Raw genomic sequence first — 19771 nt, forward strand, 5'->3', positions numbered from 1 at the left:
GTCAGTCCTCTCCCAGCTCCGGCGGAGCGCTCCGATAGACCGGCGGCGTCTCCGACATCCGGATCGGATTGGCCACCGTCCTGACCGGCGCGTCGCGGCGCGGGTCGTCGACCTGCGCGATCGGTTCCAGTCCGAGCCGATCGGCCAATGCGAACGCCTCGGCGATGTCGTTGACCGGTCCGCATGGGACTCCGACCGCCGCGAATCGGGTGAACCAGCCGTCGGCGGTGTCGGCGCGCAGCAGCTCGGTGAGTTCGTCGATGAGCGACTCGCGATTGGCGACGCGGTCGGAGTTGGTGGCGAACCGCGGATCGTCGGCCATCCCGGGGGCGCCGAGTTCGGCGGTCAGCGCGGAGAACTGGCGGTCGTTGCCTACCGCGAGGATCAGGGGACGGTCGGCCGTCGGGAACGGCTGATACGGCACCACGCTCGGATGCATGTTGCCCATGGCCCGCGGGACCACACCCGCGCCGACGTATCCCGAACCCTGATTGGCCAGTGCCGACAGCAGCGACGACAGCAGGTTCACCTCCACCCGCTGCCCTCGGCCGGTGCGGTCACGGTGGCGCAGTGCCGACAGGATGCCGACGGCCGCGTGCAGACCGGTCACCACGTCGACCAGCGCGACGCCGACCTTCGTCGGCTCCTCCGGCGACGCGCCGGTGATGCTCATCAGACCGCCGACGGCCTGCACCAAGAGGTCGTATCCAGGCAGGTCGTTGTGTCCGCCGAAGCCGGTGATCGAGCAGTAGACGACGCCGGGGTTGACCGCGGCGACTTCGGAATAGCCCAGACCCAGCCGGTCCATGGCTCCCGGCAGGAAGTTCTCGACCACCACGTCGGCCCGTGCGACGAGGTCCCGAGCCGAGGCGAGGTCGTCGGCGTCGCGCAGATCGAGCGCGAGCGAGGACTTGTTGCGGTTCACCGCCTGGAAGTACGTCGCCTGCCCGCCCGCGTACGGCGGCCCCCACGACCGCGTGTCGTCACCCGATCCCGGCCGTTCGATCTTCACCACCTCGGCGCCGAGGTCGGCAAGGAGCATGGTCGCGTAGGGCCCGGCGAGCACTCGGCCGAAGTCGGCGATCAGCAGCCCGTCGAGGGCTCCGCCAGCGCCGTCGCCCGTCACCGGAAGGCGGCTTCGCCGGTCAGGGCGCGGCCGATGGTGAGCTGGTGGACCTCGGACGTGCCCTCGTAGGTGAGCACGGACTCGAGGTTGTTGGCATGCCGGATCACCGGGTACTCCAGGGTGATCCCGTTGGCGGCGAGGATGGTGCGGCATTCGCGGGCGATCTTGATCGCCTCCCGGCAGTTGTTGAGCTTTCCGAGACTCACCTGGGCCGGCTCCACCTCACCGGCGTCCTTGAGCCGGCCGAGCTGGTAGGCGAGCAGGTGTCCCTTACCGACCTCGAGTGCCATGTCGGCCAGTTTGGCCTGGGTGAGCTGGTAGGCGGCCAGCGGCTTGTCGAACACCCGGCGGGTCGACGCGTACTCGATCGCGGTCTCCAGGCAGTCGCGGGCGGCACCGATGGAGCCGAAGATGATCCCGAAGCGCGCCTCGTTGAGACAGCTCAGCGGACCGCTCAGACCCGCCGCCTCGGGCAGCATCGCCGATTCGGGCAGACGCACGTCCTCCAGGACCAGCTCCGAGGTCACCGATGCGCGTAGCGACATCTTGGCGCGGATCTCCGGCGCCGAGAATCCGGGCGTGTCGGTCGGGACGACGAAGCCGCGGATCCCCCGGGCGCCCTGCGCCAGGTCGGTCTTGGCCCACACCACCGCGACGTCGGCCACCGAACCGTTCGTGATCCACATCTTGGCGCCGTTGAGCACCCAGTCGGAGCCGTCGCGGACCGCCCGCGTGCGCATGCCGCCCGGATCGGACCCGAAATCCGGTTCGGTGAGCCCGAAGCAGCCGAGCGCGTCGCCCGCCGCCATCTGCGGCAGCCACTGCTGCTTCTGCTCATCACTGCCCCAGTGATGGATGGCGAACATCGCGAGCGAGCCCTGCACCGAGACCAGCGAACGGATGCCCGAGTCGATCGCCTCGAGTTCCAGGCACGCCAGGCCGTAGGTCACCGCACTCATCCCCGCACAGCCGTAACCGTCGAGGTGCATGCCGAGCACCCCGAGTCCGCCCAGTTCCTTGGCCAGTTCGCGCGCCGGGATCCGCGCCTCGTCGAACCAGCCCGCGATGTGCGGCCGGATCCTCTCCGCGCCGAACTTCCGGACGGTGTCGCGGATCGCCTTCTCCTCGTCGGAGAGCAGTCCGTCGAGGGCAAAGAGTTCGGTGACGGTGCGGGTGTCGGCCATGAGGATTCTCCTGAGTTCGGGGACGAGGTGGCTGCAATGCTTTGCGCAATCGATTGCATATGGTGGAGTGAGAGTATCCATCACGGCGGCGAGCCGTCAATGCCCATCGACGTCAATGCCCATCGACGAGGACCCACCCGATGACAGATCACTCCGGCCCGCGCCGCACGCGCCCGCCGACGATGAAAGAGATCGCCGAACGTGCCGGTGTGCACGTCTCCACGGTCTCGCGGGTACTACGGCAGACCGAACCGGTCGACGGATGGTCCGAGGCGGCCAAGCGCGTCCGCGAGGTGGCGCAGGAACTCGGCTATCAGCCCAACCTGTGGGCCGCGAGCCTGCGCACCCGGCGCACCACGACCATCGGCGCGGTGATGCCGCGGCTCACCGACGGCGTGGTCGCGACCGTCTACCAGGGCGTGGAGCAGGCCGCACGCGAAGCCTCGTACTCGGTGCTCCTGTCCAGCCCGCCCGACGACCCCGACGCGCAGCGACAGGCGATCGAACTGCTCACGGGCCGTCAGGTGGACGGTCTGATCCTCAGCAGTCTGCACAGCCCGGCGGCCGAGTTCGTCCGCCGATTGAAGCTCACCGTCCCCGCGGTGGCGTTGAACCGCCATGCCGGGTCGGGCCTGCCCTTCGCCGGCGGCGACGACCGTCTCGGCGGCGCGCTCGCCGGGCGGCATCTGCTCGACTGCGGATACCGGCGCATCGCGGCGGTGGGCGGTCCACTGTTCGCGACGACCGGCCACGACCGGCTGTCGGGCTTCCTCGACGCGATGAGCGACGCGGGCGTCCGCATCCCCGACCATCGCATCGCGCACGCTCGAATGGATGTGCAGGGCGGGATCGACGCGGCCCGCTCACTGCTCACCCGCGACGACCGGCCCGACGCCGTCTTCTGCGTCAGCGACACCATGGCGATCGGCCTGCTCGGCGTGGCCCGCGACCTGCGTCTGTCCATCCCCGGCGATCTCGGCGTCGTCGGCTACAACGACATCCCGGTGGCCGCACAGCTCCCCGTCCCGCTGACCACCGTCGTCACGCCCGCACACGAGATCGGTGCAGCGGGAGTGCGCCTACTGCTCGGGATGGTCACCGGCACCGACCCCCAACCGGACGACGTCCGGCTCCCGGTCCGGTTGGTCGTGCGGGGGTCGACGGCGCAGCAGCGTTGACGGGTTCGTCGACGGGTGACATCACTGCCCGTAGCTGTATCGGAGCCCGGCGAAGAGCAACTCGTTGACTCGCTTGCGCATATGACCGGTCAACGATGCGTCCGGCACCTCGCCTGTGACATCGAGCCGCCACGTCAGCCGAGTCCCGCTGCCGCGCGAGGCGAGCTCGAACTCGATTCGGGCGTCCGGGCGCCTCTTCCAGATCGACGACCAGATCACCCGATGTTCGGAAGCGACGATCGTCACTCCTGGAACCGCTTCGTCGTCCAGGAGGCTCAGCCACGGACGCGCGGGCTGTCGTTTCGGATCGATCAAGTCCTCGAACACCGCCCGAGGCGGCGCCGGCAGGTCGCGGGTCCGCTCGCCGATGACGGTCCGAAGCGGCTCGATCACTCCGGACGGCCGTCACCGGGTGCGTCCTCCGACGCCGTCTTGATCCAAGCCAGCGTCGCGGACACGTGCTCGGAGAGTTCATCGGTATGGCGTTCGATACCGCCGAGCAGGACGCGGGCGAACAGCCGTGCGGTGGCCGACGCACCGTCGGGCATCTGGCGACGCTCGCGGAGCACGGTCCCGTCACCGTCGGCGGTCAAGGTGTAGGTCCACACCGCTCCGCTCGATCGCGTATGCCACGCGATCTCCCGGCCGATGTCGAACGTCGTCACGGTGTTGACCGTCGGCCAGAGCGCCAGACCGTTCCGGTTCCATCCGACGAACGTCTCGCCGGCGCGCAGCGGTCCGCGACGACGGCGGGTGGTGGCGAAGAGTTCCGGACTCGCCTGCGTCATCGTCCGGGGATCGATCAGCAGCGACCACACTCGATCAGGTGCCGCGTGGATGCGGATCGACTCGTCCAGGTCGCGCTCAGCACGTTCGGGGTTCACAGTTCGACCATAGAGCCCGCGAGCGCGGCGTTCAGTAGCAGAAGCCGCATTCACCCGATGTCGAGAGCACGGTGAAACAGTTCGGGCACAGCTTGGGCTTGGGCTCTTCCGGCTTCGGGTCGGCTTTGGGTTTGGCCTTGGCCTTCTTCGGCTTCGGTTCGGCCGCGGCCGCGGGCTTCGTTCCCGGCGCAGCGGACTTGGCCGCCTTCGCCGGCGACTTGGCTGCCTTGGGCGGTCGTGCCGGACCGCGAGCGGCGCGCTTCTCCGCTACCCGGGGAGCCAGCGTCGGGCGGGCACCCGCCGGGATCGTCGCGCCGAAGAACTCGTAGCAGCGGAACCGCACATGCGCCGCATCCGAGTCGAGATCGGCGGGGACGGACCGGCCCGCGACACCGAGCGCATGCGCGTAAGCATCACCGGCTGTCTGGTCGAGCAGCACACACAGTGACGCCAGGAGCGGTTCGCCGTCGTCCTGCCCCTCGGTGACGGCGCCGAGGAGATCGGCGATCCACTTGCGCACCGGAGCGCCGGCCTTGATGCCGGTCTGGCTCTGAACCTGGAATCCCAGCTCAGCCTGGGTGATGAGGGAGCCGTACACGCGCGCGGTCTCGATCAAGGCCTCCCGGGCCGCGACGGCCCACGCGGCGAGGGCGTCGGAGAACGGAACGGGGATTTCGCCGGCCACCCGCCATGCGGGGACTCTCGTGTCGTCGTCGGAGTGCACCCGAAAACGCTACGGCGTCACGCCCCGATAGTCGAATCGCCGGTCCGGGCGGAGCAACACCGCTCGGACCGCCGGCGAAGACAATCCACAGTTGGAATCACTTCCATATTTGGATCTCATTCTATATCGTCGGAGCATGCCTCGAAATGATGCGACCTTTCCTTCGACCGGCGGGACCTGCGCCGGCTGGCTGTACGAGCCCGCCGACGCGGCCGGCACGCCCAGGCCGATCATCGTCATGGCGCACGGTCTCGCCGGCGTGAAGGAGATGCGGCTCGACGCCTTCGCGGACCGCTTCGCCGACGCCGGATACCGATGCCTGGTCTTCGACTACCGGCACTTCGGCGCCAGCAGCGGTGAGCCACGCCAACTGCTCGACATCGGCAGCCAGCTCGACGACTGGCGCGCGGCGATCGCGTACGCGCGGACTCTGGACGACGTCGATCCCGAGCGCGTGGTGATCTGGGGAACGTCCTTCGGCGGTGGCCACGTGATCCATACCGCCGCGCGTGATCACCGCATCGCCGCAGTCATCGCGCAGTGCCCCTTCACCGACGGACTGGCGGCGTCGATGGCGATTCCGCCGGTCACATCCGCAAAGGTCACCGCACTCGCGGTGCGCGACCTGATCGGCGCTCGCCTCGGACGCGCGCCGATCATGGTGCCTAGTTACGGGCCGCCGGGGTCGACAGCCCTGATGACCGCACCGGATTCGGCACCGGGAGTGGAGGCCCTCATGCCGCCCGGCGCCGACATTAGGTCCGACGTGGCGGCTCGCTTCGCGCTCGACATCATCAGGTACTTTCCGGGTCACGACGCGGGCCGGGTCAGCTGTCCGATCCATTTCGCCGTCTGCGAGAACGACACGGTCGCGCCCACGCGCGCCACCCTGCGTCACGCCGCGAAGGCGCCCAAGGGTGAGATCCGAATCCAGCGAGGCGGCCACTTCGACATCTACGTCGGCGACGACTTCGAGACCAACGTCGCACAACAACTCGCATTCCTCGCCGAGCACGTTCCCGCCGGCGACTGACCCGCCCACCGCCACACCCACCGCACCACCAGTTCAGGAGTTTCGAATGTCCCGCTACCAGCTCGCCGGCCGCACCGTTCTCATCACCGGATCCACCGGAGGCCTCGGGTCGGCCGTCGCCCGTGCACTGCGCGACCGCGGCGCCAACCTCGCCCTCGTCGACCTCGACGCCGATCTCGCCCAGCGCCAGGCCGCCGAGCTCGGACCCGAGACGGTCGCACGCGGCTGGTCCGCCGACGTACGCGACCTGGACAGCCTGCAGTCCACGGTCGATGCGGCCGCCGAGCACTTCGGCCGCATCGACGTCGTGATCGCCAATGCGGGCGTCGGATCGATGGCGCCGCTCGAGACGATCGACCCCGCGGCCTGGGAACGGATCATCGACATCAACCTCAACGGCGTGTGGCGCACGTTCCGGGCCGCCCTTCCGCATGTCAAGTCCGAGCGCGGATACATGCTGGCCGTCTCCTCGATGGCGGCGTTCGTGCACTCTCCGCTCAACGGCCCCTATGTGGCGAGCAAGGCCGGCGTCTGGGCCCTGTGCGATGCGACCCGTCTCGAAGTGCGTCATCACGGTGTCGGTGTCGGCAGCGTGCACCCGACCTTCTTCAAGACGCCGATGATGGACGACGTGCATTCCGATCCCGCAGGCAACACGCTCTGGGGAGGGAACAAGAGCGGACTGTGGAAGATGATCCCGCTGGAGACGGTGGTCGACGCCGTGGTCCGCGGCATCGAGCGGCGTGAAGATCTGATCGTCCCGACGCGAACGAACGCGCTCGCGGCGCGGATCCCCGGGCTGGTCCGGCCCTTCGTCGACCGTTTCGGGTTCCGCGGCACCACCATTCCGGATGCGATGGCTCAGGCGTCGACATCCGGCTGGATCAGCCGCTGACACCGGCTCCCGCTCAATGCCTATTCACTAGCGCTCGAACAATAGATAGACGACGTGTTGAATTAATTTGTTCGGGTGTCCGAATACTCGCTAGGGTGGCGTGACGTACGAGAGTCACGCTCAACGAGGAGAGTCACCGGTGCCCGTCTACCACCTGCCCGACCTGCCCTACGACTACGGCGATCTCGAACCCGCCATCAGCGGCGAGATCATGGAGCTGCATCACGGCGCGCACCATGCCGCCTACGTCAAGGGAGCCAACACCACGCTCGAGCGGATCGAACAGGCTCGGGCCGAGCGCGACTTCTCGAATCTCCCCGGGTTGGAGCGTGCGATGGCGTTCCATCTGGCTGGACACATCCTGCACTCGATGTTCTGGACCAACCTGTCGCCGGAAGGCGGCGGCCGGCCCGCCGGCGCACTTGCGGCCGCGATCGACGAGTACTTCGGCGACTTCGACTCATTCCAGGCCGAGATGAACGCCGCCGCCGCGAGCGTGCAGGGAGCCGGCTGGGCGGCCCTGTCGTGGGACCCGCTCGGCGTACGGCTGGTGGTGACTCAGATCCACGATCACCACATCACCGTCGCACCGACGACCACCCCGATTCTCGTCTTCGACACGTGGGAGCATGCGTTCTACCTCCAGTACTGAATCGCCCCGGGTCTGATGGAGGCTCTCAATCCTGGGAAGGATGATGAGAGTCATGGCAGGACCGGGGAAGTACAGCGTTGAGCTCCAGCAGCGGGCGACGCGGATGGCGATGGACGCCAGGAAGGACCCCGAGTCCGCTCGTGGGGCGATCAAGCGGGTCGCCGATCAGCTCGGGGTTCATCCCGAAGCGCTTCGGAATTGGGTCCGTCAGGCCGAGATCGACGGCGGTGTTCGGCCGGGTACCACGACCGACGACGCGCAGCGGCTGGCCGAGCTCGAGCGCGAGGTCCGCGAACTGCGTCGGGCGAACGAGATATTGAAGACATCTGCGGCGTTTTTCGCGGCAGCGGAGCTCGACCGCAAGATCAAGTAGAGGTACCCACCGCGGTGCTGGTCGACTATATCGATCAGCACCGCGACCGGTTCGGGGTCGAGCCGATCTGCGCTGTGGTGAAGGACGCCGGCGTGCAGATCGCCCCGAGCACCTACTACGCCGCTAAGAAGCGGCCACCCTCGGCACGTGCGGTACGAGACGCTGAGCTGGTCATCGATATCCGGCATGCTCACAAGGCCAACCTCGGCGTCTATGGCGCCCGCAAGATTCACGCCGAGCTCAACCGCGAGGGCCTCAAGGTCGCCAGGTGCACCGTCGAGCGACTGATGAAGGATGAGGGCCTACGTGGCATCGGTCGGGAGAAGACCCGCAAGACCACCATCGGCGCCGACGCCGAGACCGAACGTCCGGAAGACCTCGTCGACAGGAAGTTCGTCGCCACTGCACCGAACCAGCTGTGGGTGGCCGATCTGACCTACGTCAGAACACACGCCGGGTGGGCCTACGTCGGGTTCGTCCTAGATGTGTTCAGCCGGATGATCGTCGGCTGGCAGGTGTCGACCTCGCTTCGCACTGACCTCGCTTTGGACGCCCTCGACATGGGGCTGTGGGCCCGGCAGCGCCGACCAGGACCTCACTGGCCTTATCCACCACAGCGACAGAGGAGTCCAGTATCGAGTGATTCGCTACACCGAGCGGCTCGCCGAGGCCAACGCCGTCGCATCCGTCGGGTCGAAGGGCGACAGCTACGACAACGCCATGGCCGAGGCGCTCAACTCGCTGTTCAAGGCTGAGTGCATCCGCAACCCCGTCATGCGGCCCAAGGGCGGCTGGAAGAACGTCGGTGACATCGAGATCGCGGTCGCTGAATACGTCGACTGGTTCAACCACCGACGGCTTCACGGCGAGATCGGGCTCGTCCCGCCAGCTGAATTCGAGGCCAACCACTGGGCATCACAACCCACGAAGCACTACCGTCAGAATCCGGTCCTCACCGAGGTCGGATCCAACTAACCGAGCCTCCACGAAACCCGGGGCGATTCAAACACGAAAGGTGACGCCGGAAGGGATTGCGGATCCGAGATGTTGTGAACCCCCAAACAGACCAACCTGTCTATTTCCTACCCTGTAGACAGACAGGTCGGTCTGCTGTCGTCCGCAACCACGAACAATCAGCGTTCGGAACGCGTTCGTGCCGTTCAGAGTAACGCCAGGCCCGTCCTCGGTCCCTCGTCGACAGCAGTGAACCTACATGGCGTTAGACCCAGTCGGGGCGTCGGACGGGTCGGAGGCTCCCTCACAAGGCAAGATTGGTACTCCGCAGAGTTGCAAGCAGAGGGAGCACCACGGTGGGATCGATCCACGAAGTCATCGACGCGTTCAGGCAGGCCCCGTCAAACTCGGAGCGCGGCACGAAGTTCGAGAAGCTGATGGTCCGCTACTTCGAGCTGGACCCCCTGCTCGCCGACCGCTACGAGTCGGTATGTCGTTGGATCGATTGGGACGGCCGGAACGGCAAGCCCGACACCGGCATCGACCTCGTCGCACGCGATCGCATCACCGGTGAACTCACAGCGATCCAGTGTAAGTTCTACGAACCTGACCACCGCCTGGCGAAAGACGACATCGACAGCTTCTTCACCGCGCTCGGCAAAGCCCCGTTCACCCGCGGCATCATCATCTCCACCACCGACCGCTGGGGGAAGAACGCCGAAGACGCGTTGAACGACCAGTCCAAACCCGTACAACGCATCGGCCTGGACCTCCTCGCCGACTCACCGATCGACTGGCAGATCGAGTGGGCCGACGACGACTTCACCGTCGGAGTCGAGCAGATCACCCGGCACAAGCCCAAAGACCATCAGCAACTCGCAATCAACAAGGTCTTCACGGGATTCGCTGCCGGAAACGACCGCGGCAAGCTCATCATGGCGTGCGGCACTGGCAAAACGTTCACCGCGCTCAAGATCGCCGAACGCACAGCAACAGAGAACGGCGGGCACGCACGCATCGTGTTCTGCGTTCCATCGATCTCTCTGCTGTCTCAGACGCTCCGTGAGTGGACCGCACAGACCTCAATGCCGTTGCGTGCGTTCGCTGTCTGTTCTGACCAGAAGGTCTCACGGGCGGCTGAGGATTCCCGCACCTACGACGTTGCCATCCCGGTCACCACCAACGCAGCGAAGCTGGCAGAGTCGCTCACCAGCGCAGACCTCGACAGCAACGGCCTAACGGTCGTCTTCACTACCTACCAGTCCCTGCCAGTGGTCTCCGACGCCCAGGCCCAAGGACTGCCGGACTTCGACCTTGTGCTTTGCGATGAAGCACACCGGACGACCGGCGTCACCCTCACCGGCGCGGATGAGTCCAACTTCGTCAAAGTCCACGACCCTGACTTCCTCAAATCGACTCGACGCCTGTACCTGACCGCCACCCCACGGATTTACGACCAGAAGCTCAAAGACAAGGCCGAAGAGCATTCGGCCGAGGTCGCCTCGATGGACAACGAAGAGTTGTTCGGCCCAGAGTTCCACCACCTCGGATTCGGAGAAGCCGTCGAAAAAGGGCTGCTCACCGACTACAAAGTCCTTGTGCTGACGGTCGACCAGTCCCTGGTCGCAGGCCCCATGCAGGCACAACTCGCCGGCCCCGACGGCGAGCTGAGCCTGGATGACGCCACCCGCATCGTCGGCTGCTGGAACGGGTTGGCCAAACGCGCCGGCGCTGCGATCGACGGCTCCACTTTTGCCCCTGGCGAGAACCCCATGCGCCGTGCTGTGGCCTTCGCCAAAGACATCGCCACCTCGAAGTCGGTCGCCGAGATGTTCCCCGCTGTGGTCGACGCCTACCGCGACACTCTCGACGATGAAGACAGCGACGACCCCGCAACCAACAACACGGACTTGTACTGCTCGGTCGAACATGTCGACGGCACCTACAACGCACTGGAACGCACGTCCCGCATCAACTGGCTCAAAGGCATCAGCGCACCGCTGTCGGACAACGAATGCCGAATCCTCACCAACGCACGCTGCCTGTCCGAGGGCGTCGACGTCCCCGCCCTCGATGCCGTCCTCTTCCTGCACCCACGCAACTCGATCGTCGACGTCGTCCAAGCCGTCGGCCGCGTCATGCGCCTGTCCGATGACAAGGACTACGGCTACATCATCCTTCCTGTGGCCGTACCGGCCGAGATGAGCCCGTCACAAGCGTTGCAGGACAACAAACGATTCAAGGTCGTGTGGGAGGTCCTCAACGCGCTACGTTCCCACGACGAGCGTTTCGACGCCCACGTCAACGCCATCAACCTCAACGCCGCCGACACCAAGAAGCTCGGTGCTGGTACCGACTCGTTGATGGGCGGACACATCGGCCCGGCCGCCACCGACGAGACTGAGTCGATCGGCCCGTCCGACGGCACCGGGTCCGACAACACCAGCAACGACGCTGACTTCACCTCGCAGTTGGCGTTGTTCTCCCTGTCGCAGTGGCGGCAAGCGATCTTCGCCCGCATCGTCGACAAAGTCGGCACCCGCACCTACTGGGAAGACTGGGCGCACGACGTCGCCGACATCTCCGCCGCGCAGATCACCCGCATCAAAGCGATCCTCGCCCAAGGCGATCCAGCCATCGAAGCGGAGTTCGGCAAGTTCGTCGACGGGCTGCGCGACAACCTCAACGACTCCATCAGCACCGACGACGCGATCAGCATGCTGTCCCAGCATCTGATCACCAAACCAGTCTTCGACGCCCTGTTCAGCGAACACGACTTCGCCTCCCACAACCCGGTCTCGATCGTCATGCAACGCATGGTCGACACCCTCGGCGACACCGGCCTCGAATCAGAAACAGCAAGTCTCGACAGCTTCTACGACTCCGTCCGACTCCGCGCCTCCCAGGTCACCAGCGCCGAAGGCAAACAGCGCATCATCGCAGACCTATACGAACGCTTCTTCAAAATCGGGTTCAAAAAGCAGGCCGATGCCCTCGGCATCGTCTACACCCCCGTCCAGGTCGTCGACTGGATCCTCCACGCCGCCGACACCGTCTCCCGCGAGCACTTCGGCAAGGGACTCACCGACGACAACGTCCACATCCTCGACCCGTTCACCGGCACCGGCACCTTCATCACCCGACTCATGCAGACCGGCCTGGTCACCCCCCACGACCTCGCCCGCAAATACACCCAAGAACTACACGCCAACGAGATCATGCTGCTCGCATACTACGTCGCCGCAGTCAACATCGAAGCCACCTACCACGCCCTGGTCGGCAAGGTCGACACAGCCGATTATCAGCCGTTCCCCGGCATCGTCCTCGCCGACACGTTCCAGATCAGCGAATCCGACGACACTATGGACGCTGAAATGTTCCCGGCAAACAACGACCGCATCACCCGCCAACTCGGCACCAAAATCAACGTCATCATCGGGAACCCGCCCTACTCGGTCGGCCAAGACAGCGCCAACGACAACAACGCCAACATCAAGTACCCCACCCTCGACGGCCACATCGAGAACACCTACGCCGCCCGCTCAACGGCCACCAACAAGAACAGCCTGTACGACTCCTACATCCGAGCATTCCGCTGGGCCACGAACCGCATCGGCGACCAAGGCATCGTCGCATTCGTCTCCAACGGCGGCTGGATCGACGGCAACGCCCACGACGGCATGCGCCTCACCCTCGCCAACGACTACAGCGACCTCTACGTCTACAACCTCCGCGGAAACGCTCGGACCGCAGGCGAACTCCGCAAGAAGGAGAAGGGCAACGTCTTCGGCAGTGGTGGACGAACAACGATCGCCATCTTCGTCGGTGTCAAAGACCCCACCCACACCGGACCCGCCACCATCCACTACCGCGACATCGGCGACTACCTCAACCTCGACGACAAACTCCGCATCCTCGACACCGACCCACTACCCACTATCGACTGGGACACCATCACCCCCAACACCGCAGGTGACTGGATCAACCAACGCAACGACACCTTCGCCACATACCCCGCAATCGGCGACAAGAAGACGAAGCCGGGAGACATCACGGTGTTCAGCACGTTCTCTGCCGGTCTTCAGACCAATCGAGACGCTTGGGTGTACAACTACAGCCGGACCAAGCTCGAAGAGTCCGTCGCACGCCTCATCACCAACTACAACGCCGCACTCACCGACTTCCGGGCGTACTGCGCCGATCGTGACATCACGAAGCCCAAAGAAGCCACTGTCACCGAGTTCCTCAAAACCTCACCGACCGCGTCGGACTCAGGGCGCATCAAATGGTCTCGTAGTCTACGAACCCATGCCGCACGGAATCGAGTAATCGAGAGAGCAGGAGAGTTCACATCCGGAACTTACCGTCCGTTCGATAAGCAGCACGTCTACTTCGACAAGTACCTCAACCACGAGCGATCACAAATTCCAAGCATGTACCCAACCCCGCACCACACGAACATCGGGATCGTTCTGACGGCTCCAGCGTCGCACTTTGAGTTCACACCATTCGCTACGAGGGAGTTGCCGAATCTCCACACTCTGGACACAGGCCAGTTCTTCTCTCGGTACACCTACCGCAAACCCGACACGGACGATGGGGCACTCGACTTCTCGACCGGTGAGGTCAACGTCGACGAATGGGGCTACGAGCGCGTCGACAACATCACCGACGAGATCGCATCCTTGTACCGATCGAAACTCGGCGAAGACATCACCAAGGACGACATCTTCAACTCCGTCTACGGACTCCTGCACTCACCGACCTACCGCACCACCTATGCAGCAGACCTGAAGAAGATGCTGCCACGCATCCCCACACCGGAGTCCCGTACCGAGTTCGACACCTACACCAACGCTGGCCGACAACTGCTTGAGCTGCACACCGACTACGAAGACGCCGAGCCGTACCCGCTCGACGTTGCCGTGAAGAAGGGCCACAACCCCGGCGACCCTGACACCTGGCGCGTGCAGAAGATGAAGTGGCGCTCCAAAGCCGACCACTCCACGATCGTCTACAACCCTCACGTGACCATCTCCGGTATCCCCGAAGACGCGGAACGCTACCTCCTCGGATCACGGACCGCCCTCAGCTGGATAATCGAGCGCTACCAGGTCAAAACCGATAAGGACTCCAAGATCGTCAACGACCCCAACGACTGGTGCGACGAACATGACGATCCGACCTACATCGTCGACCTGATCCGCAAGGTAACCACCGTGGCCGTGAAGACCATGAAGATCGTCGACTCTCTGACCTGACCGGCGAAAGTCACGAGATCGGCCACGTGCGCTCACCCGAGAATTAGCGCAGCGTTAGCGCATTAGCGGTTCCTCGGCATCCACACTGAAGCAGGTCGCAGGTCAGAATTACCACATCTGACCTGCGATAATCCGCGGAAGCGGGGGGATTTGAACCCCCGGTGGTTTTACCCACGCTCGCTTTCAAGGCGAGTGCATTCGGCCGCTCTGCCACGCTTCCCTGGCGATCCACGTTATCGCATGACCGGTGGCCGGGAGCCCGCCGGTGGTCCCGGGCCGCACCGGACGAATGGGCTCTCGACGCGACCGGGCTCGTGCTGGAACACTGAACCGTATGCGAGCCATCCCCGGTACCGCGTCCGCGACCCTCACCGACGTCCCCGACCCCGAACCACAGCCCGGCGAGGTCGTCATCGACGTGGCCGCGGCGGGAGTCAATCGAGCCGACCTCCTCCAGCGCGCCGGGCACTATCCCCCGCCGCCGGGAGCCTCCGACATCTTCGGGCTCGAAGTGTCGGGCGTGGTCAGCGCGCTCGGTACCGGCGTCACCGGGTGGCGGGTCGGCGACGAGGTCTGCGCGCTGCTGGCCGGCGGCGGTTACGCCGAGCGGGTCGCCGTGCCTGCGGTCCAGGTGATGCCGATTCCGCGAGGCATCGACCTGGTCTCGGCGGCATCGCTGCCGGAGGTCGCGTGCACGGTGATGTCGAATGTGGTGATGACCGGCCGGCTGGCGCCGGGCGAGCTCTTCCTCGTCCACGGCGGCACCAGCGGCATCGGCACACACGCCATCCAACTGGCGAGCGCGCTCGGCGCGCGCGTGGCGACCACCGCGCGCAACGAGAAGAAGCTCGCACGCGCGGCCGAGTTGGGCGCCGACATCCTGATCGACTACACCGTCGACGACTTCGTCGAGCGCCTCAAGATCGAGGGCGGCGCCGACGTCATCCTCGACATCATCGGCGCCAAGTACCTGGCCCGGAACGTCTCGGCGCTGGCCACCAACGGCCGCCTGGTCATCATCGGCATGCAGGGCGGCGCCAAGGCCGAACTGAACATCGGGCAACTGATGGCCAAGCGCGCGTCGGTCAGCGGCACCACCCTGCGTACCCGCCCCGCCAGCGGCGGACCGGATTCGAAGGCCGCGGTGGTCACCGAGACCGTGGCACGCACCTGGCCGCTCATCGAGTCGGGCGACATCCGGCCGGTGATCGACTCCACCTTCCCGCTCGCGGAGGTCGATGCGGCGCACGCGCGCCTCGAATCCGGCGACGCCGTCGGCAAAGTGCTTCTGACCATCGCCTGACGGCCGCGGCGGCATCGCCCTTCGGCGTCAGTCCTCGGTCTCGGCGATGCGCGCGCCGAGGTTGCCGAAGAGCGTGCAGAGCTGCTCGAACTCCTCGGGAGTCAGTTGGTCGACGACGAGTCGGCGCACCGCCCGGTCACGCGTGTCGAGGATCGGCTTGAGCGCTTCCATACCCTCGTCGGTGATCTGCACCCACTTCTGACGGGCATCGTCCTCCACCGACTCCGCGCGCACCACGTAGCCGCGCTCCAGAAAGCGGCTGACCTGGCGCGACACCGTGCTGAGACCGATCTGGGTGGCATCGGCGAGATCGCTGATGCGCAGTTGCGGCGCGGACGCGAGAACCTCGAGCAGTCGCCAGTCCGCCGACGTCAGCGGCGCCGCACGGTCGATCTCGCGGAAGAACGCGCGGTACATCATCCAGCCGCCGCTCACGAACTGCTGCCACAGCTTCTGCTGCTCCGGCGTCAACGCAGGCCCATCAGCGCCGCGCTCAGCGAAATCGCCACCTTCCGGTTCCGCCAAGGTCGTGTCCTCCACCCTCATGAGATTCTCGATCGACCGCCACGACGAGTCACGGTCGGCCGATCACGACCCTACCGGCGGGTACGCGGTGGCCAAACTCGACGTCCGCCGAACGGATCAACACCGTATGCGCGATCAGCCGAACGAGCCGAGCACCCTCACCAGCTGGTCTGCCTCGTACGGAGTGGAGTACGGAGAGAGCCCCACCGTGACGGCGCCGCCGATCTCGTCGACGCCGATCGCCCCCAGCGCGCGGCTGGGAACCTCTGCCAGTGCGGCGATCCCGTTGTCGCTGAGCCGAACACAGACTTCAGTGGCCGGAACACCCTCGACGACGAAGCTGACCACGGGGACCCGGTGCACATCGGGCCCGATGACCCGCACGTTCGACAGATGCGACAGGGAGTTCACCAGGTAGTACAGCAGACGGTGCACGTACTCGAAGGTCGCGTCCATCGACGCGGTGATGCGTTCGCGGCGGGTGCCCGCAGCTGCTTGATCGAGGCCGGCGAGATACTCGATCGACGCGATCAACCCGGCGAGCAGGGCGCCCGGCAGCGGCTCGGGTTCGAGGCGTGCCGCGCCGGCGGCCTTCGGATTCATCGACACGCGGACCAGTGAGCCCAACTGCTCCGGATCGGCGAAGACGAGGGCGGCGACCCGCGGGCCGCCCCACCGCTCGGCGCTGACCAGCACCGCATCGGCGCCGAGCTCGTCCATCGACAGCGGCACATAGGGCGCCGCGGTGGTCGCGTCCACCAGAAGCCGGGCCCGCGCGGCGCGGGCGTGCCCGGCGATCGGACCGATATCGGTGATCGCGCCGTTCACCGACGAGGCGAGAGTGACTGCCACCAGTGAGGTGCGGTCGTCGATGATGTCGGCGAACTGCCAGGTCGGCAGGGTCCCGTCCTCCACGTCGATCTCCGCCCACCGGACCTGAGTCCCGTGGCGTGCCGCTCCGGTCAGCGCCGGCGTCAGAACGGCCTCGTCGTCAGACCGCGAGAGCACGATGTTCCGGTTCAGCCACGCGGACAGGGGCAACGCGTCGGCCAGCGCCGACATCAGCGCCGCTCGAGACGACCCCAGCACCACACCGGCGGGATCGGCGCCGAGCAGATCCGCGACCGCCCGCCGGGCGTTCTCGATCGTCTCCGCCGCTGCGCGAGCCTGGGGGCTACGACTGCCCGCGACCACCGGAAGCGACCGGAATCCGGTCGAGACGGCGGACGCCACCGAATCGGGGATCTGCATCCCGGTCTGCGGATCGAGGTAGATCCAGCCGTCCCCCAACGCGGGAAAGAGCCCCCTGACCGAGGCGACGTCGAACGGCATGCGCACAACGATACTGGCACCGAAAAGGCACAATGGACGCCATGCACCCCGCAATGTTCGGCTCCCCGACACCGGGCGGCCCAGACGACCAGCCCGATTCGGGCTTTCCCCAGCAGCAGTCCATCATCCTCCCCGGCGGACTGCCGTCGAACGAGGAGAGCCGCGATTCCGCGGACGACGACCAGCCCGGCACCGTCGCGTCGATGGTGGAACAGCCCGCGAAGGTGATGCGGATCGGGACGATGATCAAGCAGTTGCTCGAAGAGGTGCGCGCGGCTCCTCTCGACGACGCCAGCCGCAACCGGCTCGCGGAGATCCACCGCACGTCGATCGCCGAGCTCGCCGACGGGCTGGCGCCGGAACTCCGTGACGAGCTCGACCGGCTGGCCCTGCCCTTCTCGGACGATGTGACCCCGTCTGACGCCGAGCTGCGGATCGCGCAGGCTCAGCTCGTCGGCTGGCTGGAGGGCCTGTTCCACGGCATCCAGACCGCGCTGTTCGCTCAGCAGATGGCCGCCCGCAGCCAACTCGAACAGATGCGCCAGGGCGCGCTGCCTCCGGGAGCTGTGCCACACGACGGGCACAGCACAGGTCAGTACCTCTGAGGCACTTGTATGCTGTGGCCTTGTGTCAGCCGTAGTCAATGACGGCGGAATCCCGCCCGCGCCCCAGGCCTCCGACTCGAAGACGTTCGGTCGTGGCTTCAAGGACCTCGTCGACGGGTTCCGCAACTCCGAGCTGTGGTTGCACCTCGGCTGGACCGACATCAAGCAGCGCTACAAGCGCTCGGTGCTCGGTCCGCTGTGGATCACGGTCGCCACCGGCGTCACCGCCGTCGCGATGGGAATCCTCTACGGCGAGCTGTTCCACCAGGACATCAAGGTCTTCCTGCCGTACGTGACCCTCGGCTTCATCTTCTGGGGCTTCATCGAGACCTCGATCCTCGACGGCTCGGTGGTCTTCTCCACCAATGAAGGACTGATCAAACAGCTCCCCGCGCCCACCAGCGTGCACGTGTACCGGGTGGTGTGGCGCAGCCTCATCATCTTCGCCCACAACATCGTGATCTATCTGATCCTGCTCGCGGTGTTCCCGCAGCCCCTGGGCTGGACGGTCCTGCTCGTCTTCCCGGCGCTGCTGCTGTACGCGCTGAACGCCGTCTGGACGACGATCGTCTTCGGCATCATGTCGACCCGGTTCCGCGACATCGGCCAGCTGCTGACCACCGCCGTCCGGCTCGTCTTCTTCATGACGCCGATCATCTGGTCGGCGCAGTCGCTCAGCAGCACCGGCGCCGACGAGTCGAGCCGGCTGAAGCTGGTGGAGCTGAACCCGATGTACCACTACCTGGAGATCGCGCGCGGCCCGCTGCTCGGCCAGCACGTCGCGCTGTACCACTGGCTGATCGTGATCGGTTGCACAGCCGTCGGCTGGACGGCAGCGATGTTCGTGATGCGCAACTACCGCGCCCGCGTGGCGTACTGGGTCTAGGAGGACCTGTGACAGCCAACACCGACATCCGCGTCGACACCTGGGACGCCTGCGTCGACTTCCCCATCTTCGACGCCAAGACGCGCTCCCTCAAGAAGGCGGTGATCGGCGCCGCCGGCGGCGTGATCGGCGCCAACAATTCCAAGACCGTCGTGGTCGAGGCCCTGCGCGACATCAACCTGCACCTGCAGCACGGCGATCGCGTCGGCCTCGTCGGCCACAACGGCGCGGGAAAGTCGACACTGCTGCGTCTGCTCTCGGGTATCTACGAGCCGACCCGCGGATCGTGCCGCGTCACCGGCCGCGTGGCGCCCGTCTTCGACCTCGGCGTCGGCATGGATCCGGAGATCTCCGGGTACGAGAACATCATCATCCGCGGCATGTTCCTGGGGATGAGCCGCAAGGAGATGCTGAAGAAGACCGACGAGATCGCGGAGTTCTCCGAGCTCGGCGACTACCTCGAGATGCCCCTGCGCACCTACTCCACGGGCATGCGCGTGCGTCTGGCGCTGGGCGTGGTCACCAGCATCGATCCGGAGATCCTCATCCTCGACGAGGGGATCGGCGCGGTGGACGCGGAGTTCATGAAGAAGGCCCGCGTCCGGCTGCAGGCCCTGGTGGAGCGTTCGGGAATCCTGGTCTTCGCCAGCCATTCCAACGAGTTCCTCGCTCAGCTCTGCGACCGCGCACTGTGGATCGACCACGGTCAGATCCGGATGGACGGCGGCATCGAAGAGGTCGTCGGCGCCTACGAGGGTCCCGACGCCGCGCAGCACGTGCGCAAAGTGCTCGACGAACTCGCCGACGAGCGCGACGGCGCCTCCGGCACCCCGGGTTCGGCGTGAGTGCGCCGACC

Annotated in this window: 16 protein-coding genes, 1 tRNA gene, 1 pseudogene and 1 other annotated feature; of the genes and pseudogenes, 10 read left to right on the forward strand and 8 right to left on the reverse strand. The window is 66.0% G+C overall.

Annotated elements, in window-relative coordinates; genetic code table 11:
• Position 1 precedes the first annotated feature (1 nt).
• Together ACE11G_RS16590 and ACE11G_RS16595 are read right to left on the reverse strand one after the other, a co-directional pair.
• Entirely contained in the window at positions 2-1126 is a 1125-nt protein-coding gene (locus tag ACE11G_RS16590) for a CaiB/BaiF CoA-transferase family protein (RefSeq protein WP_006897489.1), read from the reverse strand.
• Positions 1123-2310, reverse strand: a complete 1188-nt coding sequence (locus ACE11G_RS16595) for an acyl-CoA dehydrogenase family protein (RefSeq protein WP_006897490.1) — start codon at positions 2308-2310, stop codon at positions 1123-1125. Before ACE11G_RS16595 ends, ACE11G_RS16590 begins: the two co-directional genes overlap by 4 nt.
• A 140-nt stretch (positions 2311-2450) precedes the next feature.
• Between ACE11G_RS16595 and ACE11G_RS16600 the strand changes: the two genes are divergently transcribed.
• Entirely contained in the window at positions 2451-3488 is a 1038-nt protein-coding gene (locus ACE11G_RS16600) for a LacI family DNA-binding transcriptional regulator (RefSeq protein ID WP_062366143.1), read from the forward strand.
• Between the two features lie 21 nt (positions 3489-3509).
• Here the strand turns inward: ACE11G_RS16600 and ACE11G_RS16605 are convergent, their stop codons facing one another.
• Genes ACE11G_RS16605 through ACE11G_RS16615 form a run of 3 tightly spaced genes read right to left on the reverse strand, consistent with a single transcriptional unit; the run spans position 3510 to position 5096 of the window.
• Positions 3510-3881, reverse strand: coding sequence for a hypothetical protein (locus ACE11G_RS16605; RefSeq protein ID WP_082083923.1), 372 nt, complete (start codon positions 3879-3881; stop codon positions 3510-3512).
• Positions 3878-4372 (reverse strand): SRPBCC family protein, encoded by a 495-nt coding sequence (locus tag ACE11G_RS16610; protein ID WP_062366140.1) that lies wholly within the window; start codon positions 4370-4372, stop codon positions 3878-3880. The genes ACE11G_RS16605 and ACE11G_RS16610 overlap by 4 nt, the downstream gene beginning before the upstream one ends.
• Positions 4373-4403: 31 nt before the next feature.
• On the reverse strand, positions 4404-5096 hold the full coding sequence (locus tag ACE11G_RS16615) for a hypothetical protein (RefSeq protein WP_045537928.1): 693 nt from the start codon (positions 5094-5096) through the stop codon (positions 4404-4406).
• Between the two features lie 136 nt (positions 5097-5232).
• On the opposite strand from ACE11G_RS16615, the gene ACE11G_RS16620 reads away from it, so the two are divergent.
• The 5 genes and pseudogenes from ACE11G_RS16620 (at position 5233) to ACE11G_RS16640 (ending at position 14264) form a co-directional block, all read left to right on the forward strand.
• On the forward strand, positions 5233-6129 hold the full coding sequence (locus ACE11G_RS16620; protein WP_375003126.1) for an alpha/beta hydrolase: 897 nt from the start codon (positions 5233-5235) through the stop codon (positions 6127-6129).
• Positions 6130-6175: 46 nt separating this feature from the next.
• A complete protein-coding gene (locus ACE11G_RS16625; RefSeq protein WP_375003128.1) occupies positions 6176-7024 on the forward strand; it encodes an SDR family NAD(P)-dependent oxidoreductase in 849 nt (282 codons plus the stop codon).
• A 139-nt stretch (positions 7025-7163) separates the two neighbouring features.
• The gene (locus tag ACE11G_RS16630; RefSeq protein ID WP_375003130.1) at positions 7164-7676 is read left to right on the forward strand and encodes a superoxide dismutase; all 513 of its coding nucleotides are present in this window, start codon (positions 7164-7166) and stop codon (positions 7674-7676) included.
• A 52-nt stretch (positions 7677-7728) separates the two neighbouring features.
• A pseudogene (locus ACE11G_RS16635) lies at positions 7729-9024 on the forward strand (IS3 family transposase).
• Positions 8007-8156: a sequence feature (AL1L pseudoknot), on the forward strand. It overlaps the preceding pseudogene by 150 nt.
• 335 nt (positions 9025-9359) lie before the next feature.
• Entirely contained in the window at positions 9360-14264 is a 4905-nt protein-coding gene (locus ACE11G_RS16640; protein ID WP_375003132.1) for a DEAD/DEAH box helicase, read from the forward strand.
• 135 nt (positions 14265-14399) lie between these two features.
• Here ACE11G_RS16640 and ACE11G_RS16645 read toward each other — a convergent pair.
• Positions 14400-14484: transfer RNA gene (locus ACE11G_RS16645), tRNA-Ser, on the reverse strand.
• Between the two features lie 114 nt (positions 14485-14598).
• Here ACE11G_RS16645 and ACE11G_RS16650 point away from each other — a divergent pair.
• Positions 14599-15567 carry an NAD(P)H-quinone oxidoreductase gene (locus tag ACE11G_RS16650; protein ID WP_375003134.1) on the forward strand — a complete coding sequence of 323 codons (969 nt, stop codon included), beginning with the start codon at positions 14599-14601 and terminating at the stop codon, positions 15565-15567.
• 27 nt (positions 15568-15594) lie between these two features.
• Here ACE11G_RS16650 and ACE11G_RS16655 read toward each other — a convergent pair whose 3' ends face one another.
• Entirely contained in the window at positions 15595-16092 is a 498-nt protein-coding gene (locus tag ACE11G_RS16655) for a MarR family winged helix-turn-helix transcriptional regulator (RefSeq protein ID WP_231875775.1), read from the reverse strand.
• 135 nt (positions 16093-16227) lie between these two features.
• Entirely contained in the window at positions 16228-17424 is a 1197-nt protein-coding gene (locus ACE11G_RS16660; RefSeq protein ID WP_375003136.1) for an aminotransferase class V-fold PLP-dependent enzyme, read from the reverse strand.
• Between the two features lie 32 nt (positions 17425-17456).
• Here ACE11G_RS16660 and ACE11G_RS16665 point away from each other — a divergent pair, with 32 nt between their 5' ends.
• The 3 genes from ACE11G_RS16665 to ACE11G_RS16675 are packed head-to-tail and all read left to right on the forward strand — an operon-like array spanning position 17457 to position 19760.
• On the forward strand, positions 17457-18029 hold the full coding sequence (locus ACE11G_RS16665; protein ID WP_006897093.1) for a bacterial proteasome activator family protein: 573 nt from the start codon (positions 17457-17459) through the stop codon (positions 18027-18029).
• A gap of 22 nt (positions 18030-18051) precedes the next feature.
• Positions 18052-18915 (forward strand): ABC transporter permease, encoded by an 864-nt coding sequence (locus tag ACE11G_RS16670; protein ID WP_006897094.1) that lies wholly within the window; start codon positions 18052-18054, stop codon positions 18913-18915.
• 8 nt (positions 18916-18923) lie between these two features.
• A complete protein-coding gene (locus tag ACE11G_RS16675; RefSeq protein ID WP_006897095.1) occupies positions 18924-19760 on the forward strand; it encodes an ABC transporter ATP-binding protein in 837 nt (278 codons plus the stop codon).
• The last annotated feature ends 11 nt before the right edge of the window (positions 19761-19771 follow it).

The sequence above is a fragment of the Gordonia sp. PS3 genome (assembly GCF_041950545.1).
GTDB lineage: Bacteria > Actinomycetota > Actinomycetes > Mycobacteriales > Mycobacteriaceae > Gordonia > Gordonia sihwensis.